The sequence below is a fragment of the Xenorhabdus thuongxuanensis genome (assembly GCF_001908095.1).
GTDB lineage: Bacteria > Pseudomonadota > Gammaproteobacteria > Enterobacterales > Enterobacteriaceae > Xenorhabdus > Xenorhabdus thuongxuanensis.
Genome location: NZ_MKGR01000002.1, coordinates 106,607 through 127,738 on the forward strand (window position 1 = coordinate 106,607; position 21,132 = coordinate 127,738).

Sequence of the window (21,132 nt, forward strand, 5' to 3'; positions counted from 1 at the left end):
TTACTGAATAATTCCATGAGCAATTATTGTAACTCTAAATGATTGGGGGGATAATGATCTATAAGCTGATTTCATCAAGGGAGAGGCTGAAACTTGGTACAAACACATCCATAAAATAATCCATTTCTTCACTGCGACGTTCTGCCAGTGTCTTATCCAATCGTTTTTTGGCTTGATTGAACTCAGTATTACCTGCTGAGAGTTCCTCCAGGCATTTCAAGTAAGCGCATAATGCATCAGCTTGCTTGATAATATAGATTTCTTCTTCACTATGGTGATGCACATCCAAAATGGGGCGAAAATCATCCTGTAATTCAATCGGCAACATATCCAATAATTTTTGTTGGGCTATTTTTTCTATTTTCTTATATTCATGGGCAATTTGGGGATTGTAGTACTTAATTGGTGTTGGCAAATCACCGGTGATGACTTCGCTGGCATCGTGATACATTGCTAACAGGGCGATCCGTTCAGGATTGACATTGCCGTTGAATTTACGGTTTTTGATTATTGCCAAAGCGTGTGCGACAAAAGCAACCTGTAAACTGTGCTCTGAAACATTTTCTGTACGCACATTTCGCATAAGAGGCCAACGGCTAATTAATTTTAGGCGGGATAATTGGGCGAAAAAATGACTCATAATTTCCTCTTGTAGCCGAGTAACTTGTAGCGAAATTGTAGCGGAATAATATGATTAATTGTGAGCGGAGTATCTATAACTTGAAAAATGACGGAAATATTCATTCCTGGAAAATTCAATTATGGAAAAAATAGCGGTAAGTAAAGAAATAACTATTTATCTCAGAGACGAGCCATCCCATTAATCTATTAATATTTAATGGGATTGGCTTTAATGAAGAAGATTATGGTTATTGGCGATAGTTACCGATAAAACGGGCAAATTTTTCAATTGCCATTTGCAAGTCAGTGACATGTGGCAGTGTGACAATACGGAAATGGTCTGGATCTGGCCAGTTAAATGCGGTGCCCTGAACGAGTAAAACTTTTTCTTGTAGCAAGAGATCTAGTACCATTTTTTGGTCATCATAAATATTGAAACGTTTGGTGTCTATTTTCGGGAACATATATAGAGCACCCATGGGTTTCACACAGGAAATTCCAGGGATTTGGTTAATTAGTTCCCATGCACGGTTGCGCTGTTCATAGAGTCTGCCACCTGGAAAAATAAATTCACTGATGCTTTGATAACCACCCAATGCTGTTTGGATTGCGTGCTGCATTGGCACATTGGCACAAAGGCGCATTGATGCCAGCATTTCTAATCCTTCAATATAATCCTTGGCCTGCTTTTTAGGGCCATTCAGTACCATCCAGCCTTGACGGAAACCGGCAACACGATAGGTTTTGGACAGACCATTAAAAGTAACAGTAAAGAGATCAGGCGCTAATGCTGCGATGGAGTGGTGCTGGGCATCATCGTACAGGATCTTGTCATAAATCTCGTCAGCAAAGATAATCAAATTATGTTGGCGGGCGATTTCTACTATTTCCAGCAACAATTCTTTGCTATATACCGCTCCGGTTGGGTTATTTGGGTTAATAATAACGATACCACGGGTACGTGGGGTAATTTTACGGCGTATGTCATCTAAGTCAGGAAACCAGCCTTGTTGCTCATCGCATAGATAGTGGACAGCATGACCACTGGAAAGTGATACTGCCGCAGTCCAAAGAGGATAATCAGGCGCAGGAACCAACATTTCGTCCCCAGTATTCAACAGAGCCTGCATGGATTGGACAATAAGTTCAGAAACACCATTACCAATAAAAATATCTTCAACGGTAACATCCAGCATATTTCTTGCTTGGTAATGCTGCATGATTGCCTTACGCGCTGAATACAACCCTTTTGAATCCGAGTAACCCTGGGCTGTTGGCAGATTGCGGATAACATCGACTAAAATTTCATCTGGTGCTTCAAATCCGAATGGCGCCGGATTACCAATGTTTAATTTCAGTACCTTATTACCTTCTTCTTCGAGTCGTTTAGCTTCTTTGAGGGTATTCCCTCGAATGTCATAGCAGACATTATCTAATTTACTGGATTTATTAATGGAAAACATAGGGTGCCTTGACCTCTTTGGCAAAATGGATATTACCTGGCATAAAAAGTGTAATGATCAATGTACTCTTCTCAGTCTGTATTTTGAAGAGGCTTTGATATCTTTGGTTAAAATGGTTGTTTTAAGAATAAATGAACAAGTTTGCTCTCTGAATTATTGTTTTTTATTGGTGTTTTGTTTCATAAATATGTGTTAGATTGGATTTAAATTTTGCATAATGGCTGGTTTCTAGTTGGTAAGAGAGACAAGAGAGGGCATTTTGACGAGGTTTTTTAGTTCAAATGTCGTTTGTTTAAGGATCTTCAAATTGTCAATAAAAGTAAGAAGATTTGTATAATGTATTCTTATAATTTATCTTTATCGACCTAAAGTTAATTTAGGTTTTTTCACATGATACTTCGACAATTTTTTTGAGTTTTTATCCATAACATTTTCAAGCCTATTCAATGAAGATGTTAATTTATTAAAAATGCTAATACTATCTGATAATGTTAAGTGTTCCTAATTCAGATTAGGTTATTCTTTGAAGCAAGTCAGAAAAAGAATATTTGTACTGGAAATTGGTGATTATGTGATGTAAATAGGATTTTATCTCCAACTTATTTTGGGATTGCATAAATTTTGTTAAGAAAGGAGAAAATAAAACCCATGATGATCTAAATAGTAAAAAAAATCAGTAAACCTTTGCCCTATTTAATAGAGTAGAGTAATGTCACAATCGGTATTATTTTATTTGATACTGCTGAAGTAAAAACACCAGGTTAGTTAGTAATTAAAATCAAAAAAAAGTGATGAATATACAATGATAAATGCAAATCGTCAGATAATAAACCTCGATCTCGATCTGCTAAGAACTTTTGTTGCTGTTGCTGACTTAAATACTTTTGCAGCAGCAGCGGCAGCTGTTTCTAGAACGCAGTCAGCTGTGAGTCAGCAAATGCAGCGGTTGGAACATCTCGTGGGGAGAGAGTTGTTTGCTCGTCACGGCCGCAATAAGCTTCTGACCGAACATGGGCTTCAACTTCTTGGTTACGCACGCCAAATTCTGCGTGCCAATGACGATGCAACAGCATCATTAACCTACAATGATGCAGACGGTGAATTGAGAATAGGCGTATCAGATGACGCTGTTGATACACTACTTCCTTTCTTATTAAACCGTATTGCCTCTGTCTATCCACGTGTAGCTGTTGATGTACGCATTAAGCGCGCTCAGTTTATCGAAAACATGTTGGATAACCATGAAATTGATTTGGCATTAACCACAGCAAAAATCAACCACCATCCTAAAACGATCTTACGTTCTTCGCCTGTTTTATGGCACTGTGCACCAGATTTCCAACTGCAGACGAATGAACCTGTACCGTTGGTAGTGATGGATGAAACCAACCCTTTCCGCCAGATCGCTCAGGAAACGCTGGATATGTCAGGCATTTCATGGCGTATTGCCTATGAAGCTGCTTCCTTGTCCGCTGTTCGCGCGGCTGTGAATGCAGAAGTCGGTATTACTGCTCGCCCTCTGGAAATGCAGAATGCGGACCTGAGAATTTTAGGTGAAATTGAAGGATTACCACGTCTGCCGGAAATCCAATTCTTCTTATATCGTAATAGTAACGAACAGAATGAATCTGTTCTGACTGTTTTTGATGCAATAGAAAATAAGAAAACACCTTATACTATAACAGCTGTTGAATCTGATGAATCCGATGAGATGGATGAATCTATCGACACTATTGAACCCATCAAATCAACTGAAACAGTTGATGGAAATTCCGTTGAAAATATAGACGAATAAGTATTATGTGTTTTATAGGCTAATATTTCCATTTTATTTATGGAGGTATTAGCCTGTTGTTAATTACTTATTAATAATAATCCTCCCAAGTTTTCATTTCCATTTCTGATATTTCTAATAAGAAATATACCCCACTAATTTTCCTATGTCTTTCGAATTTTAGTTAAAATAATGTTGTTTTGTTAACAAATTTCATTTTTCTAACTTGATAAAATAAAACCGTTTTCAGGAATAGCTTGCTTATTACACTTTAATAGTCCTTTTTAGAAACAATTTATTAAGGGTTGAATGAATTTCATTCAAGTGTTGAATGTTTTTCAATGAAATTGTGCACTTGATCATAAAAATACCCCAAGCGGTACAGTGGAAAGACAGGTTTTTCCTGCGATAATGATGTAGTAAAGTCGAGTTATCGGTTAGACTAGTTATGTCGGGAAGATGTTTCTTTGTACGACTGACACGTTTTAGCGGTATATTAGCACAATCCGTTAATTAATGGTTTGTGGTTTGTAAATAAATACGCAAGTGGTTTTGCCGTTATGGCAAATTTTGTTGAGAGGAATAAAAACCAAGATGATTCAAGCTATAAGATGCATTGATTAGCGTTGTTTCAGATTTGGTTATTATCCCTTCCCATGAATCGATGTGGTGCAACACTGCCGGCAAAAAGAGCAGACACTTTGACACCGCTTTTGATGAGTAAGCAACGAGTATGTCTACATCCACTGGAATTTTAGCCCATCACTGGGCATTTGCGGTTTTTCTAATAGGTGCTCTTGGTTTGTGCGCATTCATGTTACTGGGTGGGTACTTCATGGGGGGCAGGGCGAAAGCCAGAGCAAAACACATACCTTATGAATCAGGTATCGATTCTGTCGGCAGTGCACGTTTACGTCTGTCGGCGAAGTTTTATCTGGTTGCCATGTTCTTTGTTATCTTCGACATTGAAGTCCTTTACTTATATGCATGGGCCGTCTCAATCAAAGAGAGCGGTTGGCTAGGCTTTGCCGAAGCAAGCATTTTCATTTTGGTGTTATTGGCAGGTTTGGTTTATCTGGCGCGCATTGGGGCGTTGGATTGGACACCAGCACGTTCAAAACGTCAGGTCAGTAAACCGAGTGCGGATACTTATATCAACACTACTGGCAATCATACCAACAACAGTCACATGCAGTAATAGCGAGGCATAAAGATGGATTATACGCTCACCCGCATAGATCCGAACGGTGAGAATGACCGTTATCCCCTGCAAAAACAGGAAACTGTCAGCGACCCCTTGGAGCAACATGTTCACCGAAGTGTCTATATGGGGAAATTGGAACATGCTCTGCATAATATGGTGAATTGGGGGAGGAAAAATTCCCTGTGGCCCTATAACTTCGGGCTTTCCTGCTGCTACGTGGAAATGGTGACGTCATTTACCGCTGTTCACGATGTTGCGCGTTTTGGTGCAGAAGTATTGCGAGCATCTCCCCGTCAGGCTGACTTCATGGTGATTTCTGGAACCTGTTTCGTCAAAATGGCGCCCGTCATTCAACGCCTGTACGACCAATTGCTGGAACCGAAGTGGGTCATTTCAATGGGAGCCTGTGCAAACTCTGGAGGTATGTACGATATTTACTCCGTAGTCCAAGGGGTTGATAAGTTTATCCCTGTCGATGTTTATATTCCTGGCTGTCCTCCTCGCCCAGAAGCCTATATGCAGGCACTGCTGCTGTTGCAGGAGTCCATAGGTAAAGAACGACGCCCACTGTCATGGGTGGTTGGCGATCAGGGGGTTTACCGCGCCAATATGCAATCAGAAAGAGAAAGAAAACGCGGTGAACGTATTGCGGTGAAAAATCTGCGTACTCCAGATGAAATTTAAGGCTTTTAGCCATATAGCGTAACCAGAGCAATGTGTTGCGATCACAGAAACCCTGATCAAGCGTTGTGGTGAAGAATGATGACAGATCAGATAGCGCAAGAAAGCGCCCGGCCTGCTTGGACAACACGCGATCATCTTGATGATCCTGTTGTCAGCGAGCTTAACCGTCAATTTGGCCCGGATGCCTTTACCATCCAGCCGACCCGTACCGGTATGCCAGTTGTTTGGGTTAAGCGGGAGCAGTTACTGAAAGTAATAACATTTCTGAAAAAATTGCCCAAACCTTATGTCATGCTGTTTGACTTGCATGGTGTTGATGAGCGTCAGCGCTCTCATCGAGAAGGTTTACCGGCGGCGGATTTTTCGGTGTTTTATCACCTCCTTTCCATTGAGCGTAACCGTGACATCATGCTGAAAGTCGCGCTTACTGAACAAGACCTAAATATCCCCACGACTACATCGATTTTCCCAAATGCCAATTGGTATGAGCGTGAAACGTGGGAAATGTTTGGCATTACATTTAACGGTCATCCCAATTTGCGTCGTATCTTGATGCCACCGACATGGGAAGGTCATCCGTTGCGCAAGGAATATTCTGCGCGTGCCACGGAATTTGATCCTTTCGTATTGACTAAGCAGAAAGAAGATCTGGAAATGGAAGCGCTGACTTTCAAACCAGAAGAGTGGGGCATGAAGCGTGGCACCGATAATGAGGACTTCATGTTCCTTAACCTCGGTCCAAACCATCCTTCTGCTCACGGTGCGTTCCGCATTATTTTGCAACTTGATGGTGAAGAAATCGTCGATTGTGTTCCCGATATCGGCTATCACCATCGTGGGGCCGAAAAGATGGGGGAACGTCAGTCATGGCACAGTTATATCCCTTATACTGATCGCATCGAATATTTGGGGGGATGTGTTAACGAAATGCCTTATGTGCTGGCGGTTGAAAAGCTGGCAGGCATTGAAGTCCCCGATCGGGTGAAAACAATTCGTGTTATGTTGTCCGAACTGTTCCGCATTAATAGTCATCTGCTTTATATCAGTACATTTATCCAAGACGTTGGTGCGATGACGCCCGTCTTTTTTGCTTTTACTGACCGACAGAAAGTTTATGACGTCGTCGAGGCGATTACTGGATTTCGTATGCATCCGGCATGGTTCCGAATCGGTGGTGTTGCCCATGATTTACCGCGTGGTTGGGACAAACTTTTGCGTGAATTGCTGGGCTGGCTGCCGAAACGTTTGGATTCCTATGTCAAGGCAGCACTGAAAAATAGTGTTCTGAAAGGGCGTTCTGTTGGGGTAGCGGCCTACAATGCTAAACAAGCTTTGGACTGGGGGGTTACTGGTGCGGGGCTGCGTGCCACTGGTATTAGTTTTGACGTACGTAAATGGCGCCCTTATTCCGGTTATGAAAATTTCGATTTTGAAGTACCAACAGGCTACAACGGTGATTGCTATGACAGGGTAATGTTGAAAGTGGAAGAAATCCGTCAGAGTCTGCGCATCCTTGAGCAGTGCCTGAAAAATATGCCGGAAGGACCATTCAAGGCGGATCATCCACTGACCACGCCGCCACCGAGGGAACGGACTTTGCAGCACATCGAAACCATGATCAACCACTTCCTGCAAGTGTCATGGGGGCCGGTCATGCCTGCTAATGAATCATTCCAGATGATCGAAGCGACTAAGGGTATCAACAGTTATTACCTGACCAGTGATGGTAGCACTATGAGCTACCGTACCCGCATCCGTACACCAAGTTTTGCTCACTTGCAGCAAATTCCATCGGTGATCCGCGGCAGTCTGGTTTCTGACCTTATCGTCTATCTGGGCAGTATCGATTTTGTTATGTCTGATGTGGATCGCTAACGATGCAAAGTGAATTTAACGCAAACAAGCAAGCACGCCTTGATGTGGTTAACGTAACGGACGCTCAGACACCGGATAAGTTTGTATTGAGTGCTGACGAACGTAATGCCATTGAGCAGGAAAAACACCACTACGAAGATCCGCGTGCTGCGTCAATCGAAGCCCTGAAAATTGTACAAAAGCAGCGTGGTTGGGTGCCAGATGGTGCCATTTATGCCATTTCTGAGGTATTGGGTATTCCAGCCAGTGACGTGGAAGGTGTAGCGACGTTTTACAGCCAGATTTATCGGCAGCCAGTGGGACGTCACATTATCCGTTACTGTGACAGTGTCGTATGTCACATCACAGGCTATCAAGGTGTTCAAGCAGCGATAGAATCGTGTTTGAACATTCGCCCGGGGCAAACCACGGCAGATGGGCGTTTCACACTATTACCAACTTGCTGCTTGGGTAACTGTGACAAGGGGCCAACGATGATGATTGATGAGGACACCCACAGTTATGTGAAACCCGAAGAAATTGAAAAATTACTGGAGCAATATCCATGACAACGCATTCAGGAGTGAAAGAAATTATCCGCACAGCGGAAACTCATCCCCTGACATGGCGGTTGCGTGATGACCAACAACCTGTCTGGCTGGATGAATACCGAAGCCAAAATGGTTACAAAGGAGCCGAAAAAGCACTGAAGGGCATGGCTCCTGATGAAATTATTACATTGGTTAAAGATGCTGGCTTAAAAGGTCGTGGCGGTGCAGGCTTTTCAACAGGCTTGAAATGGAGTCTGATGCCAAAAGACGAAAGCATGAATGTCCGCTATTTGTTGTGTAATGCGGATGAGATGGAACCGGGCACTTACAAAGACCGCCTACTGATGGAGCAACTGCCTCATCTATTGGTGGAAGGTATGCTAATCAGTGCCTTTGCATTGAAAGCCTATCGCGGCTACATCTTCCTACGTGGTGAGTATGTCGAGGCGGCTGTCCATTTACGCAAAGCGATAGAGGAGGCTAAAGCTGCTGGGTTGCTTGGCAAGAACATTTTGGGCAGTGGTTTTGATTTTGAACTGTTTGTTCATACTGGCGCGGGTCGTTATATCTGTGGTGAAGAAACTGCCCTGATTAACTCCCTTGAAGGGCGTCGGGCAAACCCACGTTCAAAACCTCCATTTCCTGCGACGGCTGGCGTATGGGGTAAACCTACGTGCGTCAACAACGTAGAAACATTGTGCAACGTTCCTGCAATTCTTGAACATGGGAAAGAGTGGTATATCGGTTTGAGTGCTGGCAAAAGTACAGATGCCGGTACCAAACTGATGGGCTTTTCTGGTCGGGTCAAAAATCCAGGTCTTTGGGAATTACCTTTTGGCACAACAGCCCGTGAAATTCTTGAAGATTACGCGGGAGGAATGCGTGATGGCTTGAAATTCAAGGCATGGCAACCCGGAGGGGCAGGAACTGATTTCCTGACAGCAGACCATTTAGATCTGCCGATGGATTTTGAGCATATCGCTAAAGCGGGTAGCCGATTGGGAACCGCACTGGCAATGGCGGTAGATCATGAGATCAATATGGTTTCCCTGACCCGCAATCTTGAAGAATTCTTCGCCCGTGAATCTTGTGGCTGGTGTACACCATGCCGTGATGGCTTGCCGTGGAGTGTCAAAATCCTCAGGGCTATTGAGAGTGGCAAAGGCCAGCCAGGTGATATTGAAACATTAGAACAACTCTGTCGTTTTCTTGGCCCAGGTAAAACGTTTTGTGCCCATGCGCCAGGTGCTGTGGAACCTTTGCAGAGTGCTATTAAATATTTCCGTGAAGAGTTTGAAGCGGGAATTGTCACCAAAGATTATGGCAATACCAACCTGATTGCGGGTATTCAACCAAACCTGCTCAACCAGCGTTGGTAACAAACAGTGCTAATTTTTGATTAACGCCTGCCACGGCAGGCCATTGGGAAGCATGCTGACTATGGCTACGATACATGTAGACGGCAAAGAATATGATGTAAACGGGGCTGATAACCTGTTACAAGCCTGTCTCTCATTGGGGCTTGATATTCCTTATTTTTGCTGGCATCCAGCGCTGGGAAGCGTTGGCGCTTGCCGCCAGTGTGCGGTGAAGCAATATCAAAACGCGGAAGATACGCGTGGTCGTTTGGTGATGTCTTGTATGACACCGGCGTCAGATGGCACGTATATCTCCATTGATGATGAAGAAGCTAAACAGTTCCGTGCCAGTGTTGTGGAATGGTTAATGACCAACCATCCCCACGACTGTCCAGTTTGTGAGGAAGGAGGTAACTGTCATTTGCAAGATATGACAGTGATGACGGGGCATTCATTCCGAAAATACCGTTTTACCAAACGTACTCACAAAAATCAGGAGTTGGGGCCATTCATTGCTCATGAAATGAACCGTTGTATCGCCTGTTACCGTTGTGTCCGTTACTACAAAGATTATGCGGATGGAACAGATTTTGGCGTTTATGGCGCTCATGACAACGTCTATTTTGGTCGTCCTGAAAGTGGCACATTGGAAAGTGAATTTTCCGGTAACCTCGTTGAAATTTGCCCAACAGGGGTATTTACCGACAAAACACATTCAGAACGTTATAACCGTAAATGGGACATGCAGTTTGCGCCAAGTATCTGCCAACAGTGCAGCATTGGCTGTAACACCAGCCCTGGTGAACGTTATGGTGAATTGCGCCGGATAGAAAACCGTTATAACGGCACTGTTAACCACTACTTTATGTGTGACCGCGGGCGTTTCGGTTATGGTTATGTCAACCGTGACGACCGTCCTCGCCAGCCACAACAGTTGCGTGGTGATCAGTGGATTTCATTGAATGCTGAGCAGGTTATGCAAGGGGGTGCAGACATTTTGCGTCAGGCGAAAAATGCCATTGGCATCGGTTCACCGCGTGCCAGCATTGAAAGTAACTTTGCCTTGCGTGAATTGGTGGGTGCGGAAAACTTCTACAGCGGCATTTCAGCGGAAGAACAACATCGCCTTGATACGATGTTAGAAATTCTCCAGCAAGGTGGAGTCTATACGCCATCCCTGCGTGAAATTGAAGATTATGATGCGGTGCTGGTATTAGGGGAAGATCTGACCCAAACGGCTGCTCGTATGGCGTTATCTGTACGTCAGGCAGTTAAGGGCAAAGCGCGTGAAATGGCTGCCGCCCAGAAAGTGGCAGATTGGCAGATTGCGGCGGTTATGAATATTGGCCAGCACGCCAAATATCCTCTTTTCCTGACCAATGTCGATGAGACCCGACTGGATGATATTGCGGCATGGAGCTATCGTGCACCTATTGATGATCAGGCTCGCTTAGGTTTTGCCGTGGCACATGCCTTGAATAACATCGCACCTGCCGTTAATGATCTGCCGGATGAACTGAAATCGAAAGTAGAAATCATTGCGCACGCATTGCGTGATGCGAAAAAGCCATTGATTATTAGTGGCAGCAATCCAGGCAGTGATGCTCTGATTCAGGCTGCTGCCAATATCGCATGGGCCCTGAAAGATAAAGGTTCGGATGTGGGTCTTTCCTATGTTGCTATATATGCCAATAGCCTGGGACTGGCAATGATGGAGGCGCAGCCATTGGATTCTGCTTTACAGCGTATTGCTAAAGGGGATTCAGATACCGCCATCGTGATGGAAAATGATCTCTATCGTCATGCACCGGCGGATAAAATTGATCGCGCACTGGATAGTCTGAAAAATCTGATTGTCGTGGATCACCAACGCACTGCTATCATGGATAAGGCTCATTTGATTCTGTCGGCCTCCAGTTTTGCTGAAAGCGATGGTACGTTGGTGAATCAGGAAGGTCGTGCCCAACGCTATTTCCAGGTTTACGAACCCGCATTTTATGATAAATCCATCGTTATGTTAGAAAGCTGGCGCTGGATGCATTCCTTGTATACCACCTATACGCAGTGCCAAACGGACTGGACACAGCTTGATCATGTGATTGCAGCTTGTGTCAAAGTTATGCCGCAATTCAAAGGCATCATAAATGCGGCACCAGATGCGACATTCCGTATTCGTGGACAAAAATTAGCACGTTCACCTCATCGTTACAGTGGCCGTACAGCTATGTTAGCTGATGTCAGTGTCCATGAGCAGCGCCAACCACAGGATATCGATACCGCATTTGCTTTCTCGATGGAAGGGAACAACAGCCCATATGCACCACGTCAGCAAATCCCATTTGCATGGGCACCAGGCTGGAACTCACCACAAGCCTGGAATAAATTCCAGGCTGAAGTCGGTGGCAAGCTGCGTTTTGGCGATCCAGGAGTTCGTTTGATTGAAACGGTTGATGGTGGGTTGAACTATTTTGACGCTATCCCGACAGCATTCACTGCGCAAAAAAATCAATGGCATGTTGCGCCTTATTTCCATTTATTCGGCAGTGAAGAATTGTCACAACGTTCTAATGTAATACAGGAGCGTATGCCTGAGCCGTATGTGATGATCAATCATAAAGATGCGGAGCATTTGAATGTGAAAGAAGGTGCTGTGATGGCATTTGATTGTGAAGGGCAGAAACTGCGTTTGGCAGTGCGCTTGAGCGGCAATCTGGCCCAAGGGCAAATCGGCTTGCCACTGGGAATGTCGGGTATACCGCCGGTTCTGGCAGGCAAGTTAGTCCATAACTTACGGGAGGTTGCATAATGAGCTGGTTTACTCCCGAGGTAATTGAAATCCTGATTGCTGTATTGAAAGCTATTGCCATTCTATTGGTAGTGGTTATCTGCGGGGCATTCATGAGTTTCTTTGAACGCCGCATTCTTGGACTGTTTCAAAACCGTTATGGGCCAAATCGTGTAGGTTGGGGCGGTTCATTGCAGCTTGTTGCAGACATGATCAAAATGTTCTTTAAAGAAGACTGGGCACCACGTTTTTCTGACAGAGCCATTTTCACTTTGGCTCCAGTCATTGCATTCTGCTCAATGCTTTTGGCCTTTGCGATTGTACCAATAAGTCCAACATGGATGGTTTCAGACCTGAATATCGGCATCTTATTCTTCATGATGTTGGCGGGCCTGGCGGTTTATTCTGTGCTGTTTGCGGGTTGGGCGAGTAACAACAAATATGCCCTGCTGGGTGCGATGCGGGCATCGGCACAGACATTGAGTTATGAAGTTTTTCTTGGTATGTCCATGATGGGAGTTGTGGCACAAGCTGGCTCCTTTAACATGGTGGATATCGTCAATTCACAGCAACATGTGTGGAATGTTATTCCTCAATTCTTTGGCTTCCTGACCTTTGCCATTGCGGGCGTAGCAGTATGTCACCGCCATCCCTTTGACCAACCGGAAGCAGAGCAAGAACTGGCCGACGGTTATCACATTGAATATTCCGGTATGAAATTTGGTCTGTTCTTTGTCGGGGAATATATTGCAATAGTGACGGTATCAGCTTTGATCGTCACGCTGTTCTTTGGTGGCTGGAATGGGCCTCTTTTGCCGCCATTCGTCTGGTTTGCGCTAAAAACAGCATTTTTTATGATGATGTTCATCTTGATCCGTGCTGCATTGCCGCGTCCTCGTTATGACCAGGTGATGTCGTTTGGTTGGAAAATCTGTCTGCCGTTAACGTTACTTAATATGCTAGCGACAGCCGCAGTTATTTTATACAACGCTCAATAAAGGGGTGATTGAACCATGACATTGAAAGAATTAGTGGTCGGTTTCGCCACCCAGGTACGCAGTATTTGGATGATAGGGCTTCATGCCTTCCATAAACGCGAAACAAAAATGTATCCGGAAGAGCCAGTTTATCTGCCACCCCGTTACCGTGGGCGCATCGTTCTGACGCGTGATCCTGACGGTGAAGAGCGTTGTGTTGCGTGTAACTTGTGTGCAGCGGTATGTCCAGTGGGATGTATCTCACTGCAAAAAGCCGAGCATAAGGATGGCCGCTGGTATCCTGAATTCTTCCGCGTCAACTTTTCGCGTTGCATTTTCTGCGGCCTGTGTGAAGAAGCGTGCCCAACTACCGCTATTCAGTTGACACCGGATTTTGAACTGGGTGAATTCAAGCGTCAGGATCTGGTGTATGAGAAAGAAGATCTGCTGATTTCAGGGCCAGGTAAATATCCTGACTATAACTTTTACCGTAAGACAGGTATGGCAATTGACGGCAAGGATAAAGGCGAAGCCGACAATGAGGCCAAGCCTATCGACGTTAAAAGCCTGTTGCCGTAAGGAGCGATATTCATGGAATTTACATTTTATGTCGCAGGGCTGGTTGCTATTCTCGCAACACTCAGGGTAATAACCCATACGAACCCAGTGCATGCACTGTTGTATCTGATTATTTCTTTATTGGCACTGTCTATCGTATTTTTTTCGATGGGGGCCTATTTTGCTGGTGCTTTAGAGATCATCGTTTACGCGGGCGCAATTATGGTGTTGTTCGTCTTCGTCGTGATGATGCTGAATCTGGGAAAATCAGTTGTCGAGCAGGAACGGCGATGGTTACAACCCCGTGTTTGGATTGGCCCGTCAATCCTGTCTATCGTGCTGTTGATTGTGTTGATTTACGCCATCAGCACTCTGCCATCCGCTGAAATCAGTGGTGAAGTGGTCAGTGCCAAAGAAGTGGGCATTAGCCTGTTTGGCCCTTATGTATTGGCGGTCGAGCTGGCCTCTTTGCTGCTGTTGGCAGGATTGGTAGTGGCTTACCACATCGGCCGTGAAAACCGACAAGGGGAAGTGATCAGCAATCGTGCGGAGGACCAACAATAATGATAGCGTTACACCATGGCCTCATTCTGGCGGCTATTTTGTTTACATTGGGCTTCACCTGCCTGATTATCCGCCGCAATCTATTGTTTATGCTGATCGGGTTGGAAATTATGATCAATGCTTCAGCGCTGGCGTTTGTCGTTGCTGGCAGCTATTGGCTCCAGCCTGATGGTCAGGTGATGTACATTCTGGCCATTACTCTGGCAGCAGCCGAGGCGAGCATCGGTTTGGCACTGTTACTACAGTTGCACCGTCGTCGCCAAAACCTGAATATTGATACAGTCAGTGAGATGCGCGGATGAACTTACTCTATTTAACAATTCTGCTGCCACTGCTGGGATTTTTGCTATTGGCATTTTCCCGTGGCCGCTGGTCTGAAAATTTGTCAGCCACTATTGGGATTGGTTCTGTTGGGTTGGCAGCTTTGGTCACATTCTGGGCTGCAATTGATTTTCTTACCCAGGATGGGGCAGGGGGGCTGGTCTACAGCCAAACGTTGTGGAACTGGATGGCGGTAGATAATTTCAGCATCCCTATTAATCTGGTACTGGATGGTCTGTCGCTGACGATGCTTAGTGTTGTGACCGGCGTTGGTTTTCTGATCCATATTTACGCTTCTTGGTATATGCGTGGTGAAGAGGGATACTCCCGCTTTTTCGCTTATACCAACCTATTTATCGCCAGCATGGTGATATTGGTGCTGGCAGATAACATCCTGCTGATGTACCTCGGTTGGGAAGGTGTAGGCCTGTGCAGTTACCTGTTGATCGGTTTCTACTACAAAACCCCTGCCAATGGTGCGGCGGCAATGAAAGCCTTCATTGTGACCCGTGTTGGTGACGTATTTCTTGCCATTGGCATGTTTATTCTTTATGACCAGCTTGGTACGTTGAGTTTCCGCGAATTGGCGGTATTAGCACCACAACATATTGAAATAGGTTCTAGCGCGATCACCTGGGCAACCTTGATGATTCTGGGTGGCGCTGTCGGTAAATCAGCTCAATTACCATTGCAAACATGGCTGGCGGATGCGATGGCTGGCCCAACACCGGTTTCTGCCTTGATCCACGCCGCTACAATGGTTACCGCTGGTGTTTATTTGATTGCTCGCAGCCATGCATTATTCTTGATGGCGCCTGATATTTTGCATTTGGTCGGTATTATTGGTGCGATCACTTTGCTGTTGGCAGGTTTTGCAGCACTGGTACAGACAGATATCAAACGAGTGCTGGCTTACTCCACCATGAGCCAGATTGGCTACATGTTTCTGGCATTGGGCGTACAGGCGTGGGATGCAGCTATCTTTCATCTAATGACTCATGCGTTCTTTAAAGCGTTACTGTTCCTGGCTTCTGGCTCAGTGATCCTGGCCTGCCATCATGAACAAAACATTTTCAAAATGGGGGGCCTGAGCAAGCGTATCCCATTTGTTTATCTCTGCTTCCTGGTGGGTGGCTCTGCGTTGTCGGCACTGCCATTACTGACAGCCGGTTTCTACAGTAAAGATGAGATCCTGTGGGGCGCGTTAGCAAATGGTCATATGAACCTGATGCTGGCAGGGCTGATTGGAGCATTGATGACATCACTGTATACCTTCCGCATGATCTTTATCGTGTTCCACGGTGAAGAAAATACCTATGCTCATCCAGTCAAGGGTATTACCCATACCTTGCCATTATCAGTATTGCTGGTGCTGTCCACTTTTGTTGGCGCGCTGATTGTGCCACCGCTGGCGGGCGTCTTACCTGAGAGTGTTCTGTCAGAAAACAGTGCGACAGGGCATGATGGCAAAATGACATTGGAAATCGTTTCTGGTGTGATTGCCGTTGTCGGTATCTTGCTGGCGGCTGCATTGTATCTGGGCAAACGTGGTGTGGTTAATGCTACGGCGAACAGTGCACCAGGGCGCTTTTTCTCCACATGGTGGTTCCATGCCTGGGGATTTGACGTACTGTATGACTGGGTATTTGTGAAACCATTCAAGGGCATTACCCGTTTGTTGCAGAGTGATCCTTTGAACTCACTGATGAATATTCCAGCTATATTGTCACGTTGGGGCAATAAAGGGCTTCGTTGGAGTGAGAACGGACAAGTCCGTTGGTACGCTACCTCTATGGGGTTGGGTGCAGTGCTGGTTTTAGCTCTGCTGCTTTTGGTTTAATTAAGGGACATATTGCGCCATGCTACTACCTTGGCTAATTCTTCTGCCCTTCATCGGGGGCCTGCTGTGTTGGCAGGCAGAGCGCTTCGGCACCCGTATGCCGCGTTGGATAGCGCTTCTGGCGATGGGACTGACGCTGTTACTCTCCCTGTACCTGTGGTTACAGGGCGGTTATACACTCACCAACCCACAGGGAATACCACAGTGGCAATCAGAGTTCTTGCTTCAGTGGATCCCACGTTTTGGCATTAGCATTCATTTGGCATTGGATGGTTTGTCCTTGCTAATGGTGGTGCTGACTGCATTATTGGGTTTGATGGCAATCCTCTGTTCGTGGAATGAAAACCAGCCATACCAGGGTTTCTTCCACCTGAATCTGTTGTGGATATTGGGCGGTGTGATGGGGGTTTTCCTTGCCATTGACCTGTTCTTGTTCTTCTTCTTCTGGGAAGTGATGTTGGTACCGATGTACTTCCTGATTGCACTGTGGGGACACAGAGGCTCGGAAGGTAAAACTCGTATCACTGCGGCAACGAAATTTTTCATCTATACCCAGGCCAGTGGTTTGGTGATGCTGATTGCGATTCTGGCATTGGCTTTCATTCACCATGATGCAACCGGTGAATGGACATTCAACTATGAAAAATTGTTGCATACACCGATGTCATACACCGTTCAATATCTGTTGATGTTGGGTTTCTTCATTGCATTCGCGGTGAAGATGCCGGTTGTGCCTTTACACGGCTGGCTGCCAGATGCCCATAGTCAGGCACCAACAGCAGGTTCAGTTGACCTTGCGGGGATTTTGCTGAAAACCGCGGCATACGGTTTGTTGCGTTTCAGCTTGCCTCTATTCCCACAAGCCTCTGCGGAATTTGCTCCGATTGCGATGTGGCTGGGCATCATTGGCATTTTCTACGGCGCATGGATGGCATTCAGCCAGACTGATATCAAGCGCTTGATTGCCTATACCAGTGTTTCCCACATGGGCTTTGTACTTATCGCCATATACACAGGTAGCCAATTAGCTTATCAGGGAGCGGTGATCCAGATGATTGCACATGGCCTGTCAGCAGCGGGCTTGTTTATTCTGTGTGGTCAGCTCTATGAACGCCTGCATACCCGAGACATGCGCCAAATGGGCGGATTGTGGGGAAGAATTCAACTCTTGCCTGCGATATCCCTGTTTTTTGCGGTAGCAACCTTGGGTATGCCAGGAACCGGTAACTTTGTTGGTGAATTTATGATCCTGTTTGGCAGCTTTAGTAAATTTACCTTGATTACCACGGTCTCCGTGTTCGGTTTGGTTTTTGCCTCCGTTTATGCACTGTACTTGATGCAGAAAGCTTATTACGGTACGCCAAAAACGGATAAGCCCTTACAGAGAATGGATGTGCGTGAAATTTCCATTCTGCTGCTGTTGGTCGTCTTATTGGTGATTTTGGGCGTTTACCCGCAGCCAATCCTTGATACCTCAGCCGCAGCAATGAGTAACATCCAGAATTGGTATTCTGCTTCACTTTTAACTACAAGGCCGTAATTCGCCATGACAATAACTTCTGAACAATTGATCGCACTGTTGCCGCTATTGATCGTCGGATTGACGGTGGTGGTTGTGATGCTGTCCATTGCGTGGCGACGCGATCATTTCACCAATGTCACCTTGACGGTGATTGGTCTAAACCTGGCTCTGTTCTCTCTCTATTTTGTGGGACAGCAGGAGCCAATGGATGTCACGCCATTGATTCATGTAGATCGTTTTGCAATGTTCTATACTGGCCTTGTGCTAATTGCGAGCCTTGCAACAACGACATTTGCCTACTCATGGTTGGAAAATTATCCCGATAATAAAGAAGAATTTTATCTGTTGGTGATGATCGCGGCGGTTGGGGGAATTCTGCTCTCTTCTGCCAACCACATGGCATCACTGTTTATCGGAATTGAATTGATCACTCTGCCTCTGTTTGGTTTAGTGGGTTATGCGTATCGCCAGAAACGTTCGTTAGAAGCGGGCATCAAATATATGTTGCTGTCTGCGGCCGCGTCTTCATTCTTGCTATTCGGTATTGCACTGCTGTATGCAGAATCCGGTGACTTGTCTTTCTCATCACTCGGCAAGAGTTTGAGCGATAGCAAACTGCATGAACCGTTAGTGCTGGCTGGTTTGGGGATGATGATCGTAGGACTGGGTTTTAAACTTTCCCTCGTGCCTTTCCAACTGTGGACACCGGATGTTTATCAAGGCGCACCAGCACCGGTATCGACCTTTCTGGCGACGGCAAGTAAGGTTGCGATCTTTGCAGTGATCATGCGCTTATTCATCGAAGCACCAGTGGCTGAAAGCACAACCTTACGTATTCTGCTAACTGTGATTGCCATTGCATCTATCCTGTTTGGTAACTTGTTGGCATTGACACAAAGCAATATCAAACGACTGCTGGGTTACTCATCCATTGCTCATTTGGGATATTTGCTGGTGGTATTGGTTGCTATCAAAGATCATACCTTGGCAGAAGAGACGGCAGGTATTTATCTGGTCGGTTATTTGCTTGCCAGCATCGGGGCATTTGGCGTAGTCAGTTTGATGTCTAGCCCATACAGAGGGCCAGATGCGGATTCACTGTTCTCATATCGTGGCCTGTTCTGGCATAAACCAATTCTGTCATCGGTTATGACTGTCATGATGTTGTCATTGGCAGGAATACCATTAACATTTGGTTTCATTGGCAAATTCTATGTTATCGCGACAGGTGTTGAAGCAGGATTGTGGTGGTTGACCGGTGCAGTTGTAGTGGGTAGTGCCATCGGCCTTTACTACTATCTGCGCGTGATGGTGAGCTTGTACCTGCCAGCACCGAAAGCATTGAACCGTGATACACCACGCAATTGGGCATTTACTTCTGGCGGGATTGTTGTATTGCTTGCTGCGTTACTGGTGTTGATCCTTGGTATTTGGCCACAACCGCTGATTGATATTGTTCAGCTGACGAGAAGCGTTTTGTAAATAATAAGATAAAGAAACTATTTTAAAGACTCAGTGACTGTTGACTGGGTCTTTTTTATTTTTTACGATCCACCAACCACATTCCGACACTCATTGCCAGCACAAAAGCGAATCCTTTTGCATATCCCGCTCCCAGTAGTACTAACCCTGGTCCCGGACAAATCCCAGCAATTCCCCATCCCAGTCCAAAAAGCGCGGCTCCCCCTATCAAACGCCAGTCTATTTGACGTTGGTCAGGTAATATCATTGGTGTACCACAAAGTGTATACTGACGACGTTTAGCCAGTATGAAACCTACTAAACCGATAAGAATAGCGCCCATCATCACAAATGCCAGGGATGGGTCCCACGGATGTGCCAGATCCAGAAAGCCTAAAACTTTAGCGGGGTTTGCCATGCCACTGATAATTAATCCTAAACCAAAAATGACACCAGACAGAAAAGAAAATATCACTATCATTTTTCACCTCACTAAGAACCAGTAACCCAACACTGTTGCAGTGACAAATCCCACAGCCATAAAGATCAGGGTGGCGATTAACGAACGCAAAGAGAGACGAGAGAGTCCACATACGCCATGCCCGCTGGTACAACCGGAACCAATACGTGTTCCTATTCCCACTAAAAGACCAGCGATAATGACAGCAGGCCAAGATGCCGTAACCGTGATTTTTGGTAATGGATGCAGCAGGCCATAGAGTATAGGGGCAATAACTATCCCTGCGAGAAATGCCACCCGCCATGAGCGATCATTTGTTTTACGTTGCAGTAATCCACCAAGAATACCGCTGATACCAGCAATTCGGCCGCAAAACAACACCAGCACAATTGCCGCTAGGCCAACCAATATTCCCCCACCAAAGCTCAGCCATGGTGTAAACTGGGCAAAGTTAATGCTCATCCTAATCTCCTGTTATTTCCGGTTTTGGGCAATACAAGGTATAGAGAGTATGAAGCAATGTCAGAATACGTTCGTCTTCAATACGATAGAAAATTTGTTTTCCTTCCCGCCGCGTCTGCACCAGATTCAATCGCCGCATTACACCAAGCTGTTGTGACAGTGTTGGTTGGCGGATGCCCACTGCTTCTTCAAGCTGTCCAACAGAAGACTCTCCTTGACTAAGCTGGCACATCAATAATAAGCGATCATCATTGGCAAGTGCTCGTAACACATCTGCCGCCTGTTCGGCAGCTTCCTGCATTGCTTGTTGTACAGGATGATTTACCTTCATTACCATATCCTCACCTTGACAATTTATTTTTTTATATAATATAATTTTGTAAATTAAATGCAAGCCGAATGGGCGCTTTTCATTCCAAAGCCACCAGGCATAATAGGCAATAAAGTGTAAGGACGTACGCAACGTACCCACTGACTTGCTTGTGGTGTAGGTAAGTTCCCTTTGGGTTACTAATAAGAATGTATTTAGGCAGGTAAACTTGATTCAAGTGAGAGAAAATTTAAATAGTTTTTTAGAAAAAATGATTATTTACGGTAAACTAATAAAAGTATCTGACAGTCAATATAAATTGTGATAAAACGATATAATCAATGTATTATTCTGCGTTATTTT

General features: G+C 45.3%; 19 protein-coding genes. 14 read left to right on the plus strand and 5 right to left on the minus strand.

Features of this window, described 5'->3' with window-relative positions; all coding sequences use genetic code 11:
- Nucleotides 1-58: 58 nt before the first annotated feature.
- Together yfbR and Xentx_RS01930 are read right to left on the minus strand one after the other, a co-directional pair.
- The gene (gene yfbR, locus Xentx_RS01925; protein WP_074018579.1) at nt 59-640 is read right to left on the minus strand and encodes a 5'-deoxynucleotidase; all 582 of its coding nucleotides are present in this window, start codon (nt 638-640) and stop codon (nt 59-61) included.
- A gap of 229 nt (nt 641-869) precedes the next feature.
- Nucleotides 870-2,084, minus strand: coding sequence for a pyridoxal phosphate-dependent aminotransferase (locus tag Xentx_RS01930; RefSeq protein ID WP_074018580.1), 1,215 nt, complete (start codon nt 2,082-2,084; stop codon nt 870-872).
- A gap of 802 nt (nt 2,085-2,886) precedes the next feature.
- On the opposite strand from Xentx_RS01930, the gene hexA reads away from it, so the two are divergent.
- The 14 genes from hexA to nuoN all read left to right on the plus strand — a co-directional run bounded on the left by hexA (nt 2,887) and on the right by nuoN (nt 19,558).
- Nucleotides 2,887-3,879, plus strand: coding sequence for a transcriptional regulator HexA (gene hexA, locus Xentx_RS01940; RefSeq protein WP_074018582.1), 993 nt, complete (start codon nt 2,887-2,889; stop codon nt 3,877-3,879).
- 712 nt (nt 3,880-4,591) lie between these two features.
- A complete protein-coding gene (locus Xentx_RS01945; protein WP_074018583.1) occupies nt 4,592-5,056 on the plus strand; it encodes an NADH-quinone oxidoreductase subunit A in 465 nt (154 codons plus the stop codon).
- Nucleotides 5,057-5,071: 15 nt separating this feature from the next.
- A complete protein-coding gene (locus tag Xentx_RS01950) occupies nt 5,072-5,746 on the plus strand; it encodes a NuoB/complex I 20 kDa subunit family protein (RefSeq protein ID WP_047769419.1) in 675 nt (224 codons plus the stop codon).
- Between the two features lie 75 nt (nt 5,747-5,821).
- Nucleotides 5,822-7,621, plus strand: a complete 1,800-nt coding sequence (gene nuoC / locus Xentx_RS01955) for an NADH-quinone oxidoreductase subunit C/D (RefSeq protein WP_208607524.1) — start codon at nt 5,822-5,824, stop codon at nt 7,619-7,621.
- Between the two features lie 2 nt (nt 7,622-7,623).
- Complete coding sequence (nuoE, locus tag Xentx_RS01960) at nt 7,624-8,169, plus strand: NADH-quinone oxidoreductase subunit NuoE (protein ID WP_074018585.1); 546 nt, start codon at nt 7,624-7,626, stop codon at nt 8,167-8,169.
- Nucleotides 8,166-9,530 carry an NADH-quinone oxidoreductase subunit NuoF gene (gene nuoF, locus Xentx_RS01965; protein WP_074018586.1) on the plus strand — a complete coding sequence of 455 codons (1,365 nt, stop codon included), beginning with the start codon at nt 8,166-8,168 and terminating at the stop codon, nt 9,528-9,530. The genes nuoE and nuoF overlap by 4 nt, the downstream gene beginning before the upstream one ends.
- Before the next feature lie 61 nt (nt 9,531-9,591).
- A complete protein-coding gene (nuoG, locus tag Xentx_RS01970) occupies nt 9,592-12,315 on the plus strand; it encodes an NADH-quinone oxidoreductase subunit NuoG (protein WP_139292410.1) in 2,724 nt (907 codons plus the stop codon).
- Nucleotides 12,315-13,292 (plus strand): NADH-quinone oxidoreductase subunit NuoH, encoded by a 978-nt coding sequence (gene nuoH / locus Xentx_RS01975; RefSeq protein ID WP_074018588.1) that lies wholly within the window; start codon nt 12,315-12,317, stop codon nt 13,290-13,292. Before nuoG ends, nuoH begins: the two co-directional genes overlap by 1 nt.
- Before the next feature lie 15 nt (nt 13,293-13,307).
- Nucleotides 13,308-13,850 carry an NADH-quinone oxidoreductase subunit NuoI gene (gene nuoI / locus Xentx_RS01980; RefSeq protein ID WP_045958195.1) on the plus strand — a complete coding sequence of 181 codons (543 nt, stop codon included), beginning with the start codon at nt 13,308-13,310 and terminating at the stop codon, nt 13,848-13,850.
- 12 nt (nt 13,851-13,862) lie between these two features.
- Nucleotides 13,863-14,393 (plus strand): NADH-quinone oxidoreductase subunit J, encoded by a 531-nt coding sequence (nuoJ, locus tag Xentx_RS01985; protein WP_074018589.1) that lies wholly within the window; start codon nt 13,863-13,865, stop codon nt 14,391-14,393.
- Complete coding sequence (nuoK, locus tag Xentx_RS01990) at nt 14,393-14,695, plus strand: NADH-quinone oxidoreductase subunit NuoK (RefSeq protein WP_074018590.1); 303 nt, start codon at nt 14,393-14,395, stop codon at nt 14,693-14,695. Before nuoJ ends, nuoK begins: the two co-directional genes overlap by 1 nt.
- Nucleotides 14,692-16,554 (plus strand): NADH-quinone oxidoreductase subunit L, encoded by a 1,863-nt coding sequence (nuoL, locus tag Xentx_RS01995; RefSeq protein WP_074018591.1) that lies wholly within the window; start codon nt 14,692-14,694, stop codon nt 16,552-16,554. Before nuoK ends, nuoL begins: the two co-directional genes overlap by 4 nt.
- Before the next feature lie 19 nt (nt 16,555-16,573).
- On the plus strand, nt 16,574-18,094 hold the full coding sequence (gene nuoM, locus Xentx_RS02000; RefSeq protein ID WP_074018592.1) for an NADH-quinone oxidoreductase subunit M: 1,521 nt from the start codon (nt 16,574-16,576) through the stop codon (nt 18,092-18,094).
- Between the two features lie 6 nt (nt 18,095-18,100).
- Nucleotides 18,101-19,558, plus strand: coding sequence for an NADH-quinone oxidoreductase subunit NuoN (gene nuoN, locus Xentx_RS02005; RefSeq protein WP_074018593.1), 1,458 nt, complete (start codon nt 18,101-18,103; stop codon nt 19,556-19,558).
- A 55-nt stretch (nt 19,559-19,613) separates the two neighbouring features.
- Here the strand turns inward: nuoN and Xentx_RS02010 are convergent, their stop codons facing one another.
- Genes Xentx_RS02010 through Xentx_RS02020 form a run of 3 tightly spaced genes read right to left on the minus strand, consistent with a single transcriptional unit; the run spans nt 19,614 to nt 20,790 of the window.
- Nucleotides 19,614-20,018 carry a DUF6691 family protein gene (locus Xentx_RS02010; RefSeq protein ID WP_074018594.1) on the minus strand — a complete coding sequence of 135 codons (405 nt, stop codon included), beginning with the start codon at nt 20,016-20,018 and terminating at the stop codon, nt 19,614-19,616.
- A gap of 3 nt (nt 20,019-20,021) precedes the next feature.
- Nucleotides 20,022-20,459 carry a YeeE/YedE family protein gene (locus Xentx_RS02015; RefSeq protein WP_074018595.1) on the minus strand — a complete coding sequence of 146 codons (438 nt, stop codon included), beginning with the start codon at nt 20,457-20,459 and terminating at the stop codon, nt 20,022-20,024.
- Nucleotide 20,460: 1 nt separating this feature from the next.
- The gene (locus Xentx_RS02020; RefSeq protein ID WP_139292411.1) at nt 20,461-20,790 is read right to left on the minus strand and encodes an ArsR/SmtB family transcription factor; all 330 of its coding nucleotides are present in this window, start codon (nt 20,788-20,790) and stop codon (nt 20,461-20,463) included.
- Between the last annotated feature and the right edge of the window lie 342 nt (nt 20,791-21,132).